Origin of the sequence: Enterobacter vonholyi, assembly GCF_040834095.1 — a bacterium.
GTDB classification, from domain to species: domain Bacteria; phylum Pseudomonadota; class Gammaproteobacteria; order Enterobacterales; family Enterobacteriaceae; genus Enterobacter; species Enterobacter vonholyi.
The window spans coordinates 1,934,788-1,951,945 of the sequence record NZ_CP162152.1; the positions used below are offsets into that span (position 1 = coordinate 1,934,788).

16 protein-coding genes are annotated in these 17,158 nt (G+C 59.3%); 7 read left to right on the forward strand and 9 right to left on the reverse strand.

The window, feature by feature from the left end; genetic code table 11:
- Positions 1 to 50 precede the first annotated feature (50 nt).
- The 3 genes from AB3N39_RS09225 (at position 51) to umuC (ending at position 2,757) form a co-directional block, all read left to right on the forward strand.
- On the forward strand, positions 51 to 917 hold the full coding sequence (locus tag AB3N39_RS09225; RefSeq protein WP_136194756.1) for an aldo/keto reductase family oxidoreductase: 867 nt from the start codon (positions 51 to 53) through the stop codon (positions 915 to 917).
- A gap of 159 nt (positions 918 to 1,076) precedes the next feature.
- Entirely contained in the window at positions 1,077 to 1,511 is a 435-nt protein-coding gene (gene umuD, locus AB3N39_RS09230; protein ID WP_133294273.1) for a translesion error-prone DNA polymerase V autoproteolytic subunit, read from the forward strand.
- Positions 1,495 to 2,757: a translesion error-prone DNA polymerase V subunit UmuC gene (gene umuC / locus AB3N39_RS09235; RefSeq protein ID WP_136194757.1), complete on the forward strand. Its 1,263-nt coding sequence runs from the start codon at positions 1,495 to 1,497 to the stop codon at positions 2,755 to 2,757. Before umuD ends, umuC begins: the two co-directional genes overlap by 17 nt.
- Before the next feature lie 12 nt (positions 2,758 to 2,769).
- On the opposite strand, the gene AB3N39_RS09240 is transcribed toward umuC, so the two are convergent.
- Both AB3N39_RS09240 and AB3N39_RS09245 read right to left on the reverse strand, forming a co-directional pair.
- Positions 2,770 to 3,039 (reverse strand): hypothetical protein, encoded by a 270-nt coding sequence (locus AB3N39_RS09240; protein ID WP_126303207.1) that lies wholly within the window; start codon positions 3,037 to 3,039, stop codon positions 2,770 to 2,772.
- A gap of 83 nt (positions 3,040 to 3,122) precedes the next feature.
- Positions 3,123 to 4,010, reverse strand: a complete 888-nt coding sequence (locus AB3N39_RS09245; RefSeq protein WP_133294275.1) for a LysR family transcriptional regulator — start codon at positions 4,008 to 4,010, stop codon at positions 3,123 to 3,125.
- A 97-nt stretch (positions 4,011 to 4,107) separates the two neighbouring features.
- Between AB3N39_RS09245 and AB3N39_RS09250 the strand changes: the two genes are divergently transcribed.
- Positions 4,108 to 5,163: an SDR family oxidoreductase gene (locus tag AB3N39_RS09250; protein ID WP_133294276.1), complete on the forward strand. Its 1,056-nt coding sequence runs from the start codon at positions 4,108 to 4,110 to the stop codon at positions 5,161 to 5,163.
- 40 nt (positions 5,164 to 5,203) lie between these two features.
- Here the strand turns inward: AB3N39_RS09250 and AB3N39_RS09255 are convergent, their stop codons facing one another.
- Entirely contained in the window at positions 5,204 to 6,184 is a 981-nt protein-coding gene (locus AB3N39_RS09255; protein WP_367897231.1) for an NAD(P)H-dependent flavin oxidoreductase, read from the reverse strand.
- A gap of 135 nt (positions 6,185 to 6,319) precedes the next feature.
- Here AB3N39_RS09255 and AB3N39_RS09260 point away from each other — a divergent pair, with 135 nt between their 5' ends.
- Positions 6,320 to 7,204: a LysR family transcriptional regulator gene (locus AB3N39_RS09260; RefSeq protein ID WP_367897232.1), complete on the forward strand. Its 885-nt coding sequence runs from the start codon at positions 6,320 to 6,322 to the stop codon at positions 7,202 to 7,204.
- Here the strand turns inward: AB3N39_RS09260 and AB3N39_RS09265 are convergent.
- On the reverse strand, positions 7,176 to 8,630 hold the full coding sequence (locus tag AB3N39_RS09265; protein ID WP_367897233.1) for a PLP-dependent aminotransferase family protein: 1,455 nt from the start codon (positions 8,628 to 8,630) through the stop codon (positions 7,176 to 7,178). The two genes, AB3N39_RS09260 and AB3N39_RS09265, sit on opposite strands and share 29 nt — an antisense overlap.
- A 96-nt stretch (positions 8,631 to 8,726) precedes the next feature.
- On the opposite strand from AB3N39_RS09265, the gene AB3N39_RS09270 reads away from it, so the two are divergent.
- Entirely contained in the window at positions 8,727 to 9,494 is a 768-nt protein-coding gene (locus AB3N39_RS09270; RefSeq protein WP_367897234.1) for an arylamine N-acetyltransferase, read from the forward strand.
- 22 nt (positions 9,495 to 9,516) lie between these two features.
- Here AB3N39_RS09270 and AB3N39_RS09275 read toward each other — a convergent pair whose 3' ends face one another.
- The 4 genes from AB3N39_RS09275 to AB3N39_RS09290 form a co-directional block, all read right to left on the reverse strand.
- A complete protein-coding gene (locus AB3N39_RS09275) occupies positions 9,517 to 12,594 on the reverse strand; it encodes an efflux RND transporter permease subunit (RefSeq protein ID WP_367897235.1) in 3,078 nt (1,025 codons plus the stop codon).
- Positions 12,591 to 13,739: an efflux RND transporter periplasmic adaptor subunit gene (locus tag AB3N39_RS09280; protein ID WP_136194762.1), complete on the reverse strand. Its 1,149-nt coding sequence runs from the start codon at positions 13,737 to 13,739 to the stop codon at positions 12,591 to 12,593. The genes AB3N39_RS09275 and AB3N39_RS09280 overlap by 4 nt, the downstream gene beginning before the upstream one ends.
- 78 nt (positions 13,740 to 13,817) lie before the next feature.
- Positions 13,818 to 15,014 (reverse strand): cell wall metabolism sensor histidine kinase WalK, encoded by a 1,197-nt coding sequence (locus tag AB3N39_RS09285; protein ID WP_133294283.1) that lies wholly within the window; start codon positions 15,012 to 15,014, stop codon positions 13,818 to 13,820.
- Positions 15,011 to 15,706, reverse strand: a complete 696-nt coding sequence (locus AB3N39_RS09290) for a response regulator (RefSeq protein ID WP_133294284.1) — start codon at positions 15,704 to 15,706, stop codon at positions 15,011 to 15,013. The genes AB3N39_RS09285 and AB3N39_RS09290 overlap by 4 nt, the downstream gene beginning before the upstream one ends.
- Positions 15,707 to 15,830: 124 nt before the next feature.
- On the opposite strand from AB3N39_RS09290, the gene AB3N39_RS09295 reads away from it, so the two are divergent.
- Positions 15,831 to 16,616, forward strand: a complete 786-nt coding sequence (locus AB3N39_RS09295) for a MipA/OmpV family protein (RefSeq protein ID WP_367897236.1) — start codon at positions 15,831 to 15,833, stop codon at positions 16,614 to 16,616.
- Positions 16,617 to 16,653: 37 nt separating this feature from the next.
- Here AB3N39_RS09295 and yajD read toward each other — a convergent pair whose 3' ends face one another.
- Entirely contained in the window at positions 16,654 to 17,001 is a 348-nt protein-coding gene (gene yajD, locus AB3N39_RS09300; RefSeq protein WP_023617218.1) for an HNH nuclease YajD, read from the reverse strand.
- Positions 17,002 to 17,158 lie beyond the last annotated feature (157 nt).

Below are 17,158 nucleotides of genomic sequence, written 5' to 3' on the forward strand. Positions count from 1 at the left end.
CGGTGAGGAACCTGTTGTAAATCCGGATCATTTTTATGAGGAAGGTTAACATGAGCAGCATTGATAAAAGCGGGACGTACGCGCTCGGGACGCGGACGGTTAAAAGACTGGGCTACGGTGCGATGCAGCTCGCCGGGCCGGGCGTCTTTGGCCCACCGAAGGATAAGCAGGCCGCGCTGGACGTGCTGCGCGAGGCGGTGACGGCGGGGGTGAACCATATTGATACCAGTGATTTTTATGGTCCTCATGTCACCAACCAGCTGATCCGCGAGGCGCTTCATCCTTACCGGGACGATCTGACGATCGTCACCAAGATTGGCGCCCGTCGCAACGACAAAGGCGCCTGGCTGCCGGCCTTTTCCGCACAGGAACTGACGCAGGCGGTGCATGACAACCTGCGTAATCTGCAGCTGGACGTGCTGGACGTGGTGAATCTGCGGATCATGTTTAGCGCACACGGGCCTGCGGAAGGGTCGATTGCTGAACCGCTCTCCACCCTGGCAGAATTACAGCGGCAGGGGCTGGTGCGGCATATTGGCCTGAGCAACGTCACGGCCACCCAGGTTGCGGAAGCGCAGAAGATGGTGCCGGTGGTGTGCGTGCAGAACATGTACAACATTGTTAACCGGGGTGATGATGCGCTGGTGGATCTGCTCGCGCAGCAAGGGATCGCGTATGTACCGTTCTTCCCGCTGGGCGGCTTTACGCCGCTGCAATCTTCCGGGCTTAAGGCTGTCGCGGATTCACTGGGCGTCACGGCAATGCAGGTTGCGCTGGCATGGCTGCTGCAGCGTTCTCCGAATATTCTGCTGATCCCGGGCACCTCTTCCGTGGCGCATCTGCGGCAAAACCTCGCGGCGGGGGAACTGCAGCTGCCGCCTGACGCGCTGGAAACATTGAATACGCTGATGGACTGATCGTCACAGGCGCAAAGCCCGACATGCGCTTCCGGGCTTTGCGCGTTTTAAATCTTCTGACACTTCAACGCGTTTGGGTCCGCTTCCGGAAATGACCTTGATCCTTGTCCATAATCCGTAATACTGTATTTATATACAGTATTCGGCGAGAAAGGCATTATGGACACTCTCTTTTCTTATCAACCAAAACAAATCATTGAATTACCTTTGTTTTTAGAACGTGTTGCCTGTGGGTTCCCCAGCCCGGCACAGGATTATGTGGAGGATCGTCTCGATCTTAACCGGCTGGCAGTAAGGCACCCCAGTGCGACCTATTTTATTAAGGTGAGTGGAGACTCCATGATTGGGGCGGGGATCGGCGATGGCGATCTGCTGGTGGTTGACCGCTCGTTAAATGCCGAACACGGAGATATCGTCGTGGCGTCGGTCGCCGGTGAGTTTACGGTGAAGGAGCTACAGACGCGCCCGGTTCTGAGGTTGTTGCCACATAATGTCCGCTATCAGCCGATTACCTTTCAGTCCGAAGAGGAGCTGCAGATCTTCGGCGTCGTCACCCACACGCTTAAAACGCATAGACATGTTCGCGCTGGTTGATGTGAACAGCTTCTATGCCTCCTGCGAGCGGGTCTTCCGCCCCGATCTGGAGGGGAAGCCCATCGTGGTGGTTTCCAATAACGACGGCTGCATTATTTCACTGTCGCGGGAGGCAAAGCAGTTCGGCATAAAAATGGGTGAGCCGTATTTTAAATTCAAACAAAAACTATATCCGTCAAAAGTTTACGTCTTTAGCTCGAATTATGCGCTGTATGCCGATCTCAGCAGTCGGGTAATGCAGACGCTGACCGATCTCGCCCCGGCAATAGAGATTTACTCCATTGATGAGGCGTTCGTGAACGTTTCAGGAGTCAGTCACTGCCTGTCACTGGAAGCGTTTGGTCACCAGATGCGCTCGCAGGTCTTTAAAAATACGGGATTAACCGTTGGCGTCGGTATTGCCCCGACCAAAACGCTGGCGAAGCTGGCCAACTATGCGGCGAAACGGTGGTCCGGCACCGGCGGCGTGGTCGATCTCTCAGGCCGCGAGCGGCAGCGTAAACTGCTGGAAAAGGTTCCGGTAGAGGAGGTGTGGGGGGTAGGCCGACGCATCACGAAAAAGCTCAACGCGATGGGGATCACCACGGCGCTGGAGCTGGCGGAGGCCTCCTCGTGGGTCATTCGCAAACATTTTAACGTGGTGCTGGAGCGTACGGCCCGCGAGCTTCGCGGTGAGCCTTGCCTTGACCTGGAGGAGTTCACCCCCACGAAGCAGCAAATTATCTGTAGCCGTTCGTTTGGACACCGTATTATGCAGTACGAGGAAATGCACCAGGCGATTTGCGCCTACGCGGAACGCGCCGCAGAGAAATTGCGCGGCGAGCATCAATACTGTCGTTTTATCAGCGTGTTTGTGCGCACCAGCCCGCATGCGGACAACGAAATTTATTACGGCAATCAGGCTTCGGTCACCCTGATGACGCCCACCAATGACTCGCGCGATATCATCCGCGCCGCCACGGAAGCGCTGGGGCGGATATGGCTCGACGGGTATCGCTATATGAAGGCCGGGGTCATGCTGGCGGACTTTTTCAGCAGCGGTGTCGCCCAGCTTAACCTGTTTGACGATAATCGCCTGCGCGCCAACAGCGCGGCGCTGATGGAAACGATCGACAGCCTGAATCATTCCGGCAAAGGGAAGATATGGTTTGCCGGGCAGGGTATTGAGAAACCGTGGGCGATGAAACGGGAAATGTTGTCACCGGCCTATACAACGCGGTACGCCGATTTGCCGGTGGCGAGGTAGAGTATCGTTGCGTTATTTCTTTTGAATCAACCAGGTTGCCGCAGCCGCCAGCACGCCGATCAGCGGCATTTCGCCCGCACCGGCCAGGAAGTTATGACGATCGATCTCACTATTTTTACGGATATCGGTAAGGCGAGTAAGCGCCTCTTTTTCATCCGCGGCGCCGATCTCCTCGAACTGTTTTTCGAACCCCTGGGCGATGAGCTGTGCAGCCGCATCGGTGTTTGCGCTTTCGATTGCTATGAGGTTTGGGCCTTTTTGGAAAAAACAGTACTCCGGCATAAGTGCTCCAGAAAAAGGGGATACGGTAAAAATACTCTATTCCTGGCGGTTGAAAAATGCACGTAATTTACGGGGGGGAATCATCAGCATTTCTTTATTATTTCAGGCAGTAACTGCTCAATCACGCTGACGACCTTTCTGACGCGCTGCGGAATAAAGCGGGCATCAGGATAAACGGCATAGAGGAAGCGATCGGGTAACCGCCAGTCGGGCAGCACCGGTACCAGCGTGCCCACCTGCAGCGCTCTGGCCACGAGCGGTCGCTGCATGCCGCCGATACCCATGCCGGATTCCAGCGCCTGCAGCAGCGCGTCGCTGGTGTTGGCACGGAAAACGGTATTCACGTTGACCTCGACCGTTTCCTCGTCAGAAATCAGGCGCAGGGGGGCATCCAGCGGAATGCCGCTGAACCGCACGTGTGGGAGCGTCGCCAGCTCGCTGACGGCGTGTACCGCCTGAAAATCGGGAGCGGCAAACAGCGCCGCCTCAATACGCCCCAGCACGCGAGCCGCATGCGCCTGCGGAGGCTCGCTGCCCAGCCGTATCGCGATATCCACGCCCTCCGTCACCAGATCGGCAAGGCGGTCATCGAGAGAAATCATCAGCTGCAGTTCGGGATGCAGGCGCTGCAGCGCCAGCAGATGCGGTAAAAAGATCTGACCCAGGCCGCTCGGTAACTGGACATGGACGCGTCCCTGAACGCTATGATCGGCAGGATGTAAACGCCTCTCCGCTTCCCCCATGGCGTCCAGCACAAGCTGCATATCACGCCGGTAACGTTCACCCTGTTCGGTCAGCTTCATCGTACGCGTCGTTCGGTGCAGCAATACCACACCAAGCGCTTCCTCAAGCGCCGCGATCTGTTGACTGACGGCGGACTGCTTAATCCCGGTCTGACGGGCGGCCGCTGAGAACGAGCCTGCTTCAGCGACGCGTAGAAAGGTAGAAATGGCGGTGAGCTTGTTATTCATTTAATGATTCTGCTTATAAGTGCCATCGATTTCAGGGAGTATTTGCAGAAAAAATAATATATCACACTGTGGCTGTCACCCTTTCCGGAGAAACACCATGAGTAAGAGGCAGCAACACAACGTCGCCCTGGTCGCGGGCGCCAGCGGCATTGTCGGCAGGCAGCTGGTCAACACGCTCCTGAACCATCAGTGGGAGGTGATTGGCCTCAGCCGTCATGCCGGATCGCATCCTGACGGCATTCCGATGGTCAAGGTCGATTTACTGGATGAACAGGACAGCGCCCGGGCGCTGCGCTCCCTGAACGGTGTCACCCACATCTTTTACAGCGCCTGGGCGAACGCGGCGAACTGGACGGACATGGTTGAGCCGAACGTCACCATGCTGCGCAATCTGGTCAGCACCCTCGAAACAGCGGCACCTTTGCAGACGATAAGCCTGATGCAGGGGTACAAGGTCTACGGCGCGCATCTGGGGCCGTTTAAAACCCCGGCGCGGGAAAGCGATCCCGGCGTGCCGGGGGCCGAGTTTAACGCCGCACAGCTCACGTGGCTCAGCCAGTTTCAGCGGGGAAAACGCTGGCACTGGAATGCCATCAGGCCGGGCGTGGTGGGGAGCGCGGTGCCGGGCAATGCCATGAACCTTGCGCTGAGCATCGCCCTGTACGCCTCCCTGTGCAAGGCGTTGGGTTTACCGCTGCGTTTTCCCGGTTCAGAACAGACCTGGCACAGCATTGTGGATCATACCGACGCCGGGCTGCTGGCCGAGGCCACGCTGTGGGCCGCCGCGTCACCTGCGGCACAGAATCAGGCCTTCAACGTAAACAATGGCGATATCTGGCGCTGGAGCGAGCTGTGGCCGCGCATCGCACGCTGGTTTGAACTGGACTCTGCGCCGCCGGTGAGGCTGTCATTTCATCAGCTGTTTAACGACTATCGCGGCGTATGGCGCGAACTTGCCGAAGAGCGGCTGGTGGAAGCGGATATTCTGCAGCTGAGCGACGGGCGGTTTGCCGATTTTGTCTTTAGCTGGGATTACGACATGTTCGGTGACGGGAGCAAGCTGCGCAGGGCGGGTTTTACGCAAATGCAGGCGACCGATGAGATGTTTTTCAGCCTGTTCGCGCAGATGAGAGCCGCGCGGATTATTCCCTGAGAACACAGGGCGTCCTGATAACCGTCAGGACGCCAGGGGCTTACTCAACCGCTAACATATTGACGATCTCGGCCACGCTTTTCACGCTGTGGATGTTCCCAATCCCCGTGCCGAGCGCGATATAGCCTTCATCGGTGTTATCTTCCAGCATGCCCAGGCGCAGGCCCCGTAATCCTCCCATCGCCTTGCCCAGCGCTTCGTTGCTTGCGCCTGCTTTATCCATCGCCGCCAGTTTTTCCGCCAGCTTGCCGGGTAGAGAGCGGTAGTAATGGGGCACGGTCCGGAAAAGCAGCAGGTCCAGGCCGTTGGCGGCAACAATTTTCTCTTTGACTCCCTGCGGCACGCGGCTTTCTTCGCTGCTGATAAAGACCGAACCGGCAAACACGCCTTCAGCGCCTAACGCATGCGCCGCTCTGGCGGTGCGATTATCGGTAATGCCGCCCGCGGCCATCACCGGAATATGCTTCACGGCGTCGGCAATCAGCGGCACGATGGAAAAGGTGCCAAGCACCGTTGCGGGCAATGTTCCGCCCTCGTCAAAACCGGTGGCGACGATAATGTCTGCCCCCATCTCTTCAGCCAGAAGGGTGTTTTCCGGCGTTGGGTTGATGTCGCGGTAGATAATGGCGATACCTGCCTCTTTTAACTCATTGAACAGCGCGGGAATAATGCTGCCTTCCCCGTAGCCCGTATACACCACGACCCTGACGCCTTCCTCTTTTACCACCTGAAGGATAGGCCCTGTCCAGACGTCATTAACGGCGGTAGGGATCAGGTTCACACCAAACGGTTTTTCGGTCAGCCGTTTGGTTTTTCGAATTTCTTCACGCATTTTTTCGGCGGTCTCTTCCGGCGTGGAAACCGCGGTATCGGCGGTTAACCCAGCGTTGGGCCCCAGCACGCCGAGCCCTCCGGCATTGCTGACCGCAGCGACCAGGCGGGCGTCAGTAAGCCAGGACAATGGCCCCTGAATAACAGGTTTTTCGATACCCAGGATCTGACAAATACGGTTATTTTTCATAGCAGACTCTCCCTTACGTTTGAATGGGGAAGAGTGTAGGGCGCAGTATTGTTAGGAAAAATAGCCAAAAATATTCATCACTGTTATAAGATTAATAACAATAACTTTATCCTGCTCGCGGCAAAAACATCCCTTATGCAAATAAACCTCTTTGAATCTATTCGGATTTTTATTGAAATTGTCGAGTCAGGCAGTCTTACCCAGGCGGCGGAGAATCTGCAGATCCATCGCCCGGCGGTCACCAAAGCGCTGCAGCTTCTTGAGCAACACAGCGGCACGCGGCTCCTGCAGCGCACCACGCGTCGGATTAACCTGACGCCGGATGGGGAAGCGTTTTATCGCCGCAGTAAACCCCTGCTGGCGCAGGCGGACGAATTACTGGAGTCGTTTGGTACGGATCGGGCAATACATGGCCAGCTTAGAGTCGATATGCCGGTCTCGTTTGCAACGCTGCGGGTGATACCCAATCTGCCTGACTTTTATCGTCAGCATCCCGGGATCGACATCATTCTGAGCAGCTCTGACCGCCGTCGGGATATGCTGCGGGATGGACTGGACTGCGTGCTGCGGGTGGGTGAGCTGGAGGACGGCGATTATATTGCGCGTAAAATCGGGAATATCAAAATCACGACCTGCGCCAGCCCGGCCTGGCTGGCAAAACACGGTACGCCAGAAACGCCGGATGATTTACGCAAGCATCAGGCCATCAACTGGATTAATAACCGCAGCAGACACATTCATCCGTGGACGTTTACCACGCCAGAAGGCATCGCGGAGATTACCCTGCCCGGTAAGCTTGTCGTGGATAACTCCGAGGCCTACATCGCGGCAGGCCTGGCCGGGCTGGGGTTAATGCAGGGGATGAATCTTTTTCTCCAGCCTTACATAGACCGCGGTCTTCTGGTTGAAGTCTTGCCAGGCTATCGCTCGCCGGACCGCAAGCTGTCACTGCTCTATCCACACCGTCACCTCTCCCGCAAGGTGCGGGTTTTTACCGAGTGGCTGGAGAGTCTTGTGTGAAAACGGCCAGCTCGTGGCACAGCGCACCAATTTGTTCCACGGCGTTCAGCAGGCGGGGCGTGGGTTCGTTTGCGCAGTTCAGCCGCAGAAAGTGCGTTAATTCGGCGGCAGGGGAAAACAGGGGACCGGGGCTGACGCCTATACCCAGCGCCAGCGCGCGACGATGCACCTCCAGCGCGTTGACCTGCTGAGGCAGTTCTACCCACAGCAGGAAACCGGCAGCGGGCACGTTAACGCATGTACCGGGTGGAAAGCTCGCCTTGACCTGTGCCACGACGGCGCGAACGCCCTCTGCGATCCGCCGCTTCAGCCGCCGCAGGTGACGATCGTAGTCGCCGCTTGCCAGGACGTCGCTCGTCGCCGCTTCCAGCAGCGGCGCACCGGCCCAGTCTCCGGCCATGCGGGCCTGCAAGACCTGCGGGGAGTAGCGTCCGGCGGCAATCCAGCCGATTCGCCACCCCGGCGCAAGCGTTTTAGACAGGGAGCTGCAGTAGATCACATTTCCGCTCTGGTCGAATGCCTTGCAGGCCGGAGGGCGTTGCCCCTCGCCGACCAGGTCACCGTAAACGTCGTCCTCAATCAGAGGAATACCGGCTTCTTCAAGCAGAGAAACCAGTTCCTGCTTGCGCGCGACGGGCATGCTGGCACCCAACGGGTTTTGCACGGTGGGCGAGGCCAGAACGGCCGCGGGGCGGTGGCAGCGGATGGCGTCCGCCAGCGGTTCCAGCAGCAGGCCTTCTGCAGGGTCGGTGGGGACCGCTAAGGCCTTCAGGCCTAAATCCTCCAGCAGCAGGAGCGTGCCAAAGTAGGCGGGCTGCTCAATCGCCACCACATCTCCCGGCTGGCATACGGCCCGAAGGGCCAGGCGCAGCGCCTGCGTCGCGCCTGCGGTAATAATGAGATCGTCCGCACTGAAACGGGCTCCCCACTGCGCAGAGCGCGCGGCAATTTTACTTCGCAAATCCCGCCTTCCCGGAGGCAGGCTGTAGCTCTGTCCATGTGCGTCCAGACGACGGCCCGCAGAGTGTAACGCCCGCTGCAGCGCATCTCCCGGCAGCCACGCGGGATCGGGCAGGGCGGCGCCCAGCGGGATCAGCCGGGCTTCTGCACTGCTGAACAGCGACCGGGCCACGGCGGACATCGTGACGGGGACCGGGCCGGGTGGGGAACGCGCGGGCTCCGCACGCGGAGGCTGGCTGGTCAGACGGATGTAATAGCCTGAACGCGGGCGCGCAACGATCAGCCCCTCAGCCTCAAGGCAGCGAAGGGCCTCCAGCGCCGTCGGAAGGCTAACGCGCTCGCGTTCGGCCAGTTTGCGCGCGGAGATCATCCTGTCACCGGCGCGCAGCGCGCCGGACGTAATGGTAAGACGCAGCATATCCGCAATACGGCGATAGTGAGGAGAGGACCGGGACGGGGCAGACATGGGTAACTGTTCAGGCTAATTTTCGATAAAACTGACTATACAGCCATTGATGCGCGCCATCTATAGTGTCCGGCATGTTCAGGACAAGGAGGCATTATGCAAAGCGATAACTTCAACATTTCCACCTATTTCAAACGCATAAACTATACCGGACCGGCGGGTGCCGATACGGCCACCCTGCATGCACTCATGCGCCGTCAGCTCTTTTCCGTTCCCTTTGAAAATCTGGACGTTCAGGCGGGGAAAATTGTCTCGCTGGCGCCAGACGATATCGCCGATAAGGTGTTAACGCAGGGGCGCGGCGGCTACTGCTATGAGGTAAACGGGCTTTTTGCCATGGCGCTGGAGGCGTTAGGGATCCCTTACCGCTTCGTGGCGGCGCGCCCGATGTTCTACCCCGCGCGGCGGCCGAAAACCCACATGGCGATCGTTGCTGAGGTAGATAGCCGACAGTGGCTTTGCGACCTCGGTTTCGGCAGCTACGGTATTCGTGCGCCGATGGCGCTGGACACGCTTGATGTTGAGATCGTACAGGATTTCGACACGTTCCGACTGAGCCGCAGCGCGGAGGGTGAGTATTTGCTTGAGGCGAAGGTTGAGGGAGAGTGGGCCCGGCAGTACGGCTTTGATCTCACCCCTCAGGAATGGATTGATTTCGTTCCGGCCAACTACCTTAACTCCACGCACCCGGATGCCATCTTTGTGCAGAAGAGGGTGGTGGTGCAGCACAGCCCGGAGGGACGCCAGATTTTGCTGGGCGATGTGCTGAAAACCATCACGGCGAACGGCACTGAAACGCGGCAGCTGGCGGAGGAGGAAATCCGCCATGTCCTGAAAGACCGTTTTGCGCTGACCGCCGCGTAATCTGCCGGGAAACGGTGGAGCCTCAGCGCAGTCCGTCTTCTGCGGCGTTGCGCTGAGCTCCCCACTGTAACAGCAGGCTAAACGACGCGGGTAACACGGTCAGCGTCACCAGCGTCGCAGCCAGCAGCCCGCCGATAATGGCATAGGCCATTGGCCCCCAGAAGACCTGATGAGAGATCGGGATCATGCCCAGAATGGCGGCGCAGGCGGTCAGACAGATGGGTCTGGCCCGGTGCTCCGCGGCCGCCATAATTGCGGCATCGTTTGCCATCCCCTGAGCAAGATTGCTGTCAACTTCGCTAATCAGTATCACCGCGTTGCGCACGATCATCCCCGCCAGGGCGATGACGCCCAGCAGCGCGACAAACCCCATCGGCGTGCCGCCGGGCAGCATAGCCAGCACGATCCCCGGCAGGCCAAACGGGGCCATCAGGAGGGCCAGCAGCATCCGGGAATATCGCCGCAGCTGAAGCATCAGCAGCAACAGCATGAGGGCCAGCGTTACCGGAAGAACGGTAAAGACGGAGCTGTTCCCCTTGTCCGATTCGGCAACCGCGCCGCCCTCTTCAATGCTGTAACCTGCGGGCAGGCTCGCGCGCAGCTTGTCGACCGCCGGACGCAGCGCCGCGGATACCGCTTCAGCCTTCAGGCCCGGGGCAAGGTCGGTTTGCACCGTGATAAAGGGCACGCGCTGGCGACGCCAGATGACCGGATCGTCCACGCCCCAGGCCGGCGTCGCGACGGCGCTGAGCGGAATTTTTTTACCGTCATTCCCCTGAATCGTGAGCGAGGAGAGGGTGGCGGTGCTGTGACGTGCATCGTCCGTGGCCCGCAGCACCACGTCGACAAGGCGGTCGTTATCCCTGATGGAGGTGACAACGCTGCCGGACCAGACGGTGTTCAGCGTGCGGGCGAGGCTTTCTGACGATATTCCCGCCGCCCTGGCCGTCGTCTGATTCACCTTAAGGGTGATGACCCTTTCAGGCTCTCCGGCCGTCTGGTTAACGTCGCGTGAGAACGGGGAGCGGCCAATCGCGTCCGTGAGACGGTTCGCCAACGCCCGAACCTGCAGATAATCCGGCCCGCTCACCCGGTATTTGATGGGCCAGCCGACGGGCGGCCCCAGCTCAAGGGGCGACACGCGCGTGATGATGTCGCTAAACTGCGTCGCCAGGAGCCTGTTGAGCTGCGCATGCAGACGATCCCGCGCCTCAAGATCCTTAGCCACCACGACCATCTGGGCGATATTTTCATTTTCCAGCAGCACGTCCATCGGCAGGTAAAAACGGATGGCGCCCGACCCGACGTACGTCGAATAGCGATCGATGTTGCCGTTGCCGGCCAGCGCCTTTTCCAGCTTTTCCACCTCTCTTAGCGTTTCCGGCTGCGACGCGTTAGCCGGAAGCGTCAGGCTGACCAGCAGCTCGGGCCGATCCGAGGCGGGGAAAAACTCGCCCTGCATAAACGTCGTGCCGTACGCTGACAGCCCCAGCGCGGAAAGGGCGAGCAGCACGGTAGCGACCCGGTGACGCAATGCCAGGCGTAAAAGCCGTCCGTACACGCGCGCGATCCTTCCGGGTTCTGCCGCGTGATGTCTGACTGTTTCCGGCAGCAGCCACGTGCCCGTTAGCGGGGAAAACAAGATCGCGACAACCCAGGAGCAGAGCAGGGCAATGAGCACCACCGCAAAGAGGGAAAAACAGTATTCACCGGCGCTGGAGGCCGCAAAACCAACGGGAATAAAACCGGCAATCATTACCAGAGTCCCGGTGAGCATCGGGAAGGCCGTCGTTTTGAATGCATAGGTGGCCGCGTGCCGACGGGAATCCCCCGCTTCCAGCCGGGAGACCATCGTTTCGACGGCGATCATGGCGTCATCCACCAGCAGGCCCAGGGCGATGATCAGCGCCCCGAGCGAGATACGCTGAAGGCCAATACCTGCGAGCATCATGCCGGCAAACGTCATGGCGAGCACCAGCGGAATGGCCGTCGCCACCACCAGTCCGGCCCGTAAACCCAGCGAGACAAATGAAACCGCCAGCACGATAACAACGGCTTCGATAAGCACCCGGATAAACCCGCTTACCGCGTCACTCACCACCGCGGACTGATCGGCGACTTTCACCATCTCGATACCGTGCGGCAGCCCGGCGCTGAGGGTCGCCATTCTGGCATTCAGCGCAGCGCCGAAACGCAGCATGTTGCCTGTCGGCGCCATCGACACCGCCAGCCCGATAGCCGGCTTGCCGTTCACCCGGTAGGCCGGAGCCGGTGGCTCGGCGATTTCACGGGTGACGGTGGCAATATCGGTCAGCGGAATATAGCGATTGTTAACGTGCAGCGTGACGGCGCGTAAGCTCTCTTCGGTGGTGAGCGCTCCGCTGACCTTTATCGCCATGTTCTCCTGCCCGGTTCGCATAACGCCAGCCGGGACAACCGCGTTTTGCGCCCGGAGGGCGTCGGCAACTTCCTGAATATCGAGCCCCATACCGGCCAGACGTGCCGGAGAAAAGGCGAGGACCCACTGCTCCTGCTGTTCGCCCAGCAGGGTGGTCTTACCCATATCCGGCAGGGACATGAGCTCGCGACGTATTGTCTCTGCGCGATCCCGCACCTCCCGCAGGGTAAAACCGTCGGGAATAAAGGCATAAATAGTGCCGAACGTGTCGTCAAACTCGTCGTCCACGGCAGGGCCCTGCACCCCGTCAGGCAGGGACGGCGCGATGTCCTGCATTTTTTTGCGAACCTGATACCAGATATCGGGCACGCGTTGCGGGGGCGTATCGTCACGGAGGTTGACGTGGATAACGGTGCGTCCGGCACGGGTTTCACTTTCGAGATAGTCCAGCCAGGGCGTTTCCTGCAGCTTTTTTTCAAGCGTATCGGTCAGCAGGCGGGTGGTATCCGTCACGGAGGCTCCCGGCCACTGCGCGGAGACGACGGCCGTTTTAATGGTGAACGCCGGATCTTCGTTACGCGGCAGCTTCTCATAGCAGAACACGCCCATCGCAATCACCAGCAGCATGAAAAAGCTGACCATCTGCTGGTTCTTAAGCGCCCAGGCGGAGAGGTTAAATTTGGCTTCCGCTCCGGTACTCATGGCTGAACCTCCCCTGGCACCACCGGCTCGCCGGATCGTAATGTGCTCACGCCCGCCGTAATCACCCTGTCGCCGGGCTCAAGGCCGGAGGCAATCATGACGGAGGAGGCCGTATAGCTCGCGGGCACTACCGCGCGCAGCTGCGCCTGCGACCGCGGGGTAATGACAAAAACGGCCGGTTTGTCGCCGACGCGGGTCAGCGCCGACGCGGGAAGGGGGTACCCGTGCGGGGCGGCGGAGGGCAACGTCACGGTGACGCTGGCACCCAGCGCCATGGCCTCCGGCGGGTTTTGCAGGGTCGCTCTGACGCGCCAGGTGCGGGTCTGAGGATCGGCCTGCGGGGTAATATCCCGCAGTACGGCAGAGGCCTGTACCGACGGGTCGCTGAGGAGGGAAACCCGCAATTCTGTCTTATCCAGAGGCGGAATCGCATCCGGAGTAGCAATATCAAACGCCACGTCGCGACCTTCTCCGGTCGCCAGCGTCAGCACGGACTGGCCGTCGCTGACAACCTGCCCCGCTGAGGCGCTCACGGCCGTGATGACGCCCGCTTGTGGCGCGATCAGGCGCGTCCAGCCGAGGCTTTCGCGAGCATTTCGCCAGGCGGCCTCGCTGCTTTTTAAGCGCGCGCGGGCGACAAGCCAGTCCGCACGGGCGCTGTCGAGCTGCGTGCGGGCTATCGCACCCGTTGGCATAAGCTTTTGCATGCGACTGACGTTAATCGCGGCGACCTGAGCAGAGGCTTTGGCACCTTCATAGTCGGCCGCGGCGCTGTCGAGCTGGTTTTTCCCGGTCGTATTATCAAGCGTGGCCAGTAGCTGTCCGGCAGTGATCCGGTCGCCAATATCAACGCTGCGCGTCAGTATCCGGCCTCCGGTACGAAAGCTCAGGGTCGTTTCATCATGGGCATGGATCTCACCGGTTCTTTCCAGCGCGGGAGGGGATTGGGCGGAGCCAACGACGACGTAGCGTACCTTACGCACTGGGTCAGGTTTGTTTTCGTGTTTATCACCGCAGCCGGTCAGCGGAAAAATCGCCAGCGCAAGCAGGGCCAGGGGAAGAAAATGCAGCCAGGAAAGGTTGCGCGCCACGCCGTACAAATGATGCAGGCAGTGGCGGAGGGAGAGAAAAAATTCGTCTGACATAACGCCGCTCCATAAAGGGAATGGCGTTATTAAATGCGCGCTACGTCGAGAAAGATTCGACGTTCTGTCAAGGCTTTATCAAGAGTGGATATTTTCATTACCGGACGGGTGCCAGGGCAAAAAAATGCGCACGGCGAGGCCGCCCGTTTTGGATAATGACGCGCTAATCTCACCCCCATGCGCCTGGCAAATCGCCCGGGCGATGGACAAACCGAGGCCGCTGCCGCCGGAATGCCGCGCGCGGGACTGCTCCTCGCGGCTAAAGCGTTTAAACATTTCCGGTAAGAACTGGGGCGACACGCCCGGCCCGTCATCGGTAAATTCGAGGATGTAATGACCGCTGGCGTAGTGCAGCGCCACCTCAAGGTGGCCGCCATCGCGCCCGTAACGTAGCGCATTTTCCATGAGGATGGTAACGACCTGTCCAAGACGGAACGCATCGCCTCTGAAGGGGCTGGTGCGCGGGTTGCGAAACGTTATCCGAAAATGATGCGCGTCAGCCTCGGGCATGATCCAGGCAGCTCGCTCCTGAATCAGCTCATCGAGGCAAAACGGCTGGTCCTCCAGCACGAGGTTACCCGCGTCGGCGAGCGAGAGAAGGTGAAGCTCATCGGTGAGGCGGTTGAGGTGCTGAAGCTGTTTCATCACCATGCCCAGCTGTGCCGGGCTGGCATCAAACACGCCGTCCAACATGCCCTGCAGACGACCAATGGCGGCCGTCAGGGGCGAGCGCAGCTCGTGCGCCATCGCGACGTGCGAGGCGCGGAGCTCTTTTTCATAGCGGGCGAGTTGCCCCGTCATGGAGTTAAAGTCGGTCGCAAAGCTGACCATTTCCGCCGGTGCATCCTTGATGAGCTCAGCCTGACGGCCAAACTGCCCGTCGGCGACATCCTTTGCCGCATCGCGAAGGCGGCTGAACTGCAGTGCCAGCGGTCGGGCGTGTTTGAGCCCCATCACCACGATAAACGGGATCATCACCAGCACCAGCAGGGCCACCGTAACCCAGTCCGCAGAGGCGATGGAGGGTGTGGAATAGCTCAGGCCCCACCAGGTGTCCACAATCGAGTGGAAGCGGGCCGGATTGGCCTGCGGGTTCTGGCTGAGCGTAAGAAACTCCTGCCGGACCGCCGGTGGCATCCTGCCCATGATCCAGTAGTTCTGGACCGCATAGCGCAGCCACATGCAGGTGGCAATGACGATCACGCTGCCGATAGCCAGCGCCAGGATGCGCGCGCAAATCCAGCGCCACAGAGAGGAGTGCCGGTTTTTTATCATGGCTGTCTGAACCTGTAACCCACGCCGCGAACGTTAATCAACACGCCGGAGATGCCCGCCGCTTCGAGTTTTCTACGCAGGTTATAAATATGGGTGTCCACCACGCGCTCCAGCGCCTCGCTTTCCGGCAGACAGTGTTCCAGCAGGTACTGACGGGAAAAGGGGCGTGCGGGAGAGCGCAGCAGCGTTGCCAGAAGCGAGAATTCCGTTGGCGTAAGATCGAGCATCACGGGCGCGTCGTCGCCGTTGTCTACGCTCGCCACAATGGCGGCGACATCCACCGCCAGCGTTTGCCAGCGGAGGATCTCTTCGTCAGCCTCTTTTTTACTGCTGCGCCGCAGCACCGCCTGCACCCGAGCCACCACTTCGCCCGGATGATAAGGCTTCACAACGTAATCATCGGCACCGTACCGCAGGGCGCCAATGCGATCGGGAGTATCCCCCATGGCCGTGACCATAATCACCGGCACATCGCTTTTACGACGCAGGCCAGCCAGCACTTCGGTGCCGTTAAGCCCCGGCAGCATCACGTCCAGCAGAATGAGGTCTGGCTTCCACCGCTGTGCTATATCCAGCCCGGAATGACCGTCCCCGGTAATGGTCACGTCGTAATTTTCCCGCCGTAAATAGGCTTCGAGCACGCCGGCCGCATCGGCGTCATCTTCAATAATAAGCACTCTTCTGGACAACATCCGTTCACCTTGACCATTTCTTAACACTATCCCGACGATTCATTGATTCAGCCAAATCATACTGCGCCAACATTGTGTGGCCGCCCCCGTATCAGGAGGCGCCAGCGTCCGTATGGAGAGCAGTATGATAGCGATAAATAAAGTCCTGTATATGTCCGTCCCGCTTCTGATGGCCGTGGCTTCCGGCTCGCAGGCGGATGATGGCACCGCTTCCGATTCCCTAACCGTCGGGCTGGGAGGGCAATACGCCCCGCGTTACTCAGGCTCAGACAAGCAGGTGTGGCAGGTGGTTCCTGTGCTGCAGGGACGCAAAGGCGCTTTCTTCGTTGATGCGCAAAAAGGGGTGGGGTATGACCTGCAAAACGACAGCGGCTGGTATTTCGAACACACGCTGGGCTACGACTTCGGAAGGGCTGATAAAAATTCTGGCTGGCGTGAGGGCGCAAACAATCTGAAAGGAATGGGGGACATTGATGCCACCCTGAATACCGGCCTTGCCGTCGGCTGGCAGGCCGCGCCATGGCTGAGTATGGAAGGCAAAGCGACGCTGCCGTTAACCGACAGCCAGGGGGCAAGCTATCAGGCCTCCGTTACGCTGATCCCGGTACAAAATAACCAGGACACGATCGCCTTGCAGTCTGCGGCCCTGTTTGGCGACAGCCGTTATCTGAATACCTGGTATGGGGTCAGCGAGCAGCAGAGCCGCCGCACCGGCTATCGCCGCTATGCTGCGCCGGGTGGATTTTACGGCGTCGACACCAGCCTGACCTGGAGCCACCAGTTCAATGCCCACTGGGGGACGGTCCTGAGCGCGGACTATACCTGGCTTGGCGACCATGCCAATGACAGCCCGATAGTGATGCGGCGTAATGAGGGGTCTGCAACCGCCGCTATCACCTGGACATTCTAAATTCGCGGATCACGATGTGAGCGAGGGGGCGAGAGGATTACTTCTTCTTATCCATCATCGCCTTTAAATCGGCAAACGGGTTAAACGTGGCGACGCCCACGTCTTTTTGCGCGTCTTCCCCGGCGACCACGGTGGTGCCGTACCGATCCGCTTCGGTGTATTTCGAATGCTCGTGATCGTGGCAAAACAGGCACAACAGCTCCCAGTTGCTGCCATCTTCCGGGTTGTTGGTATGGTCGTGATCGATATGGTGAACCGTGAGTTCGCGAAGATTGGAATAGACAAACTCGCGCGAGCAGCGTCCACACACCCATGGATAGATTTTTAATGCTTTTTCGCGATAGCCGCTTTCCAGCCGCGCGTAGTTTTTGGGGATCAAAGCCATTGCCGGTTTTACCTGCCATGAAAAGAGTGGGGAAGATTATATCCCATTATGGGGCGGAATGAAGAACCGCGCTATTCTGTCAATTTATTTGATGCTTTCCGTTAAATAAACGGCATTTATTCTTATCGGGTAATGCGTAAAGTGGACAGAACGCAAC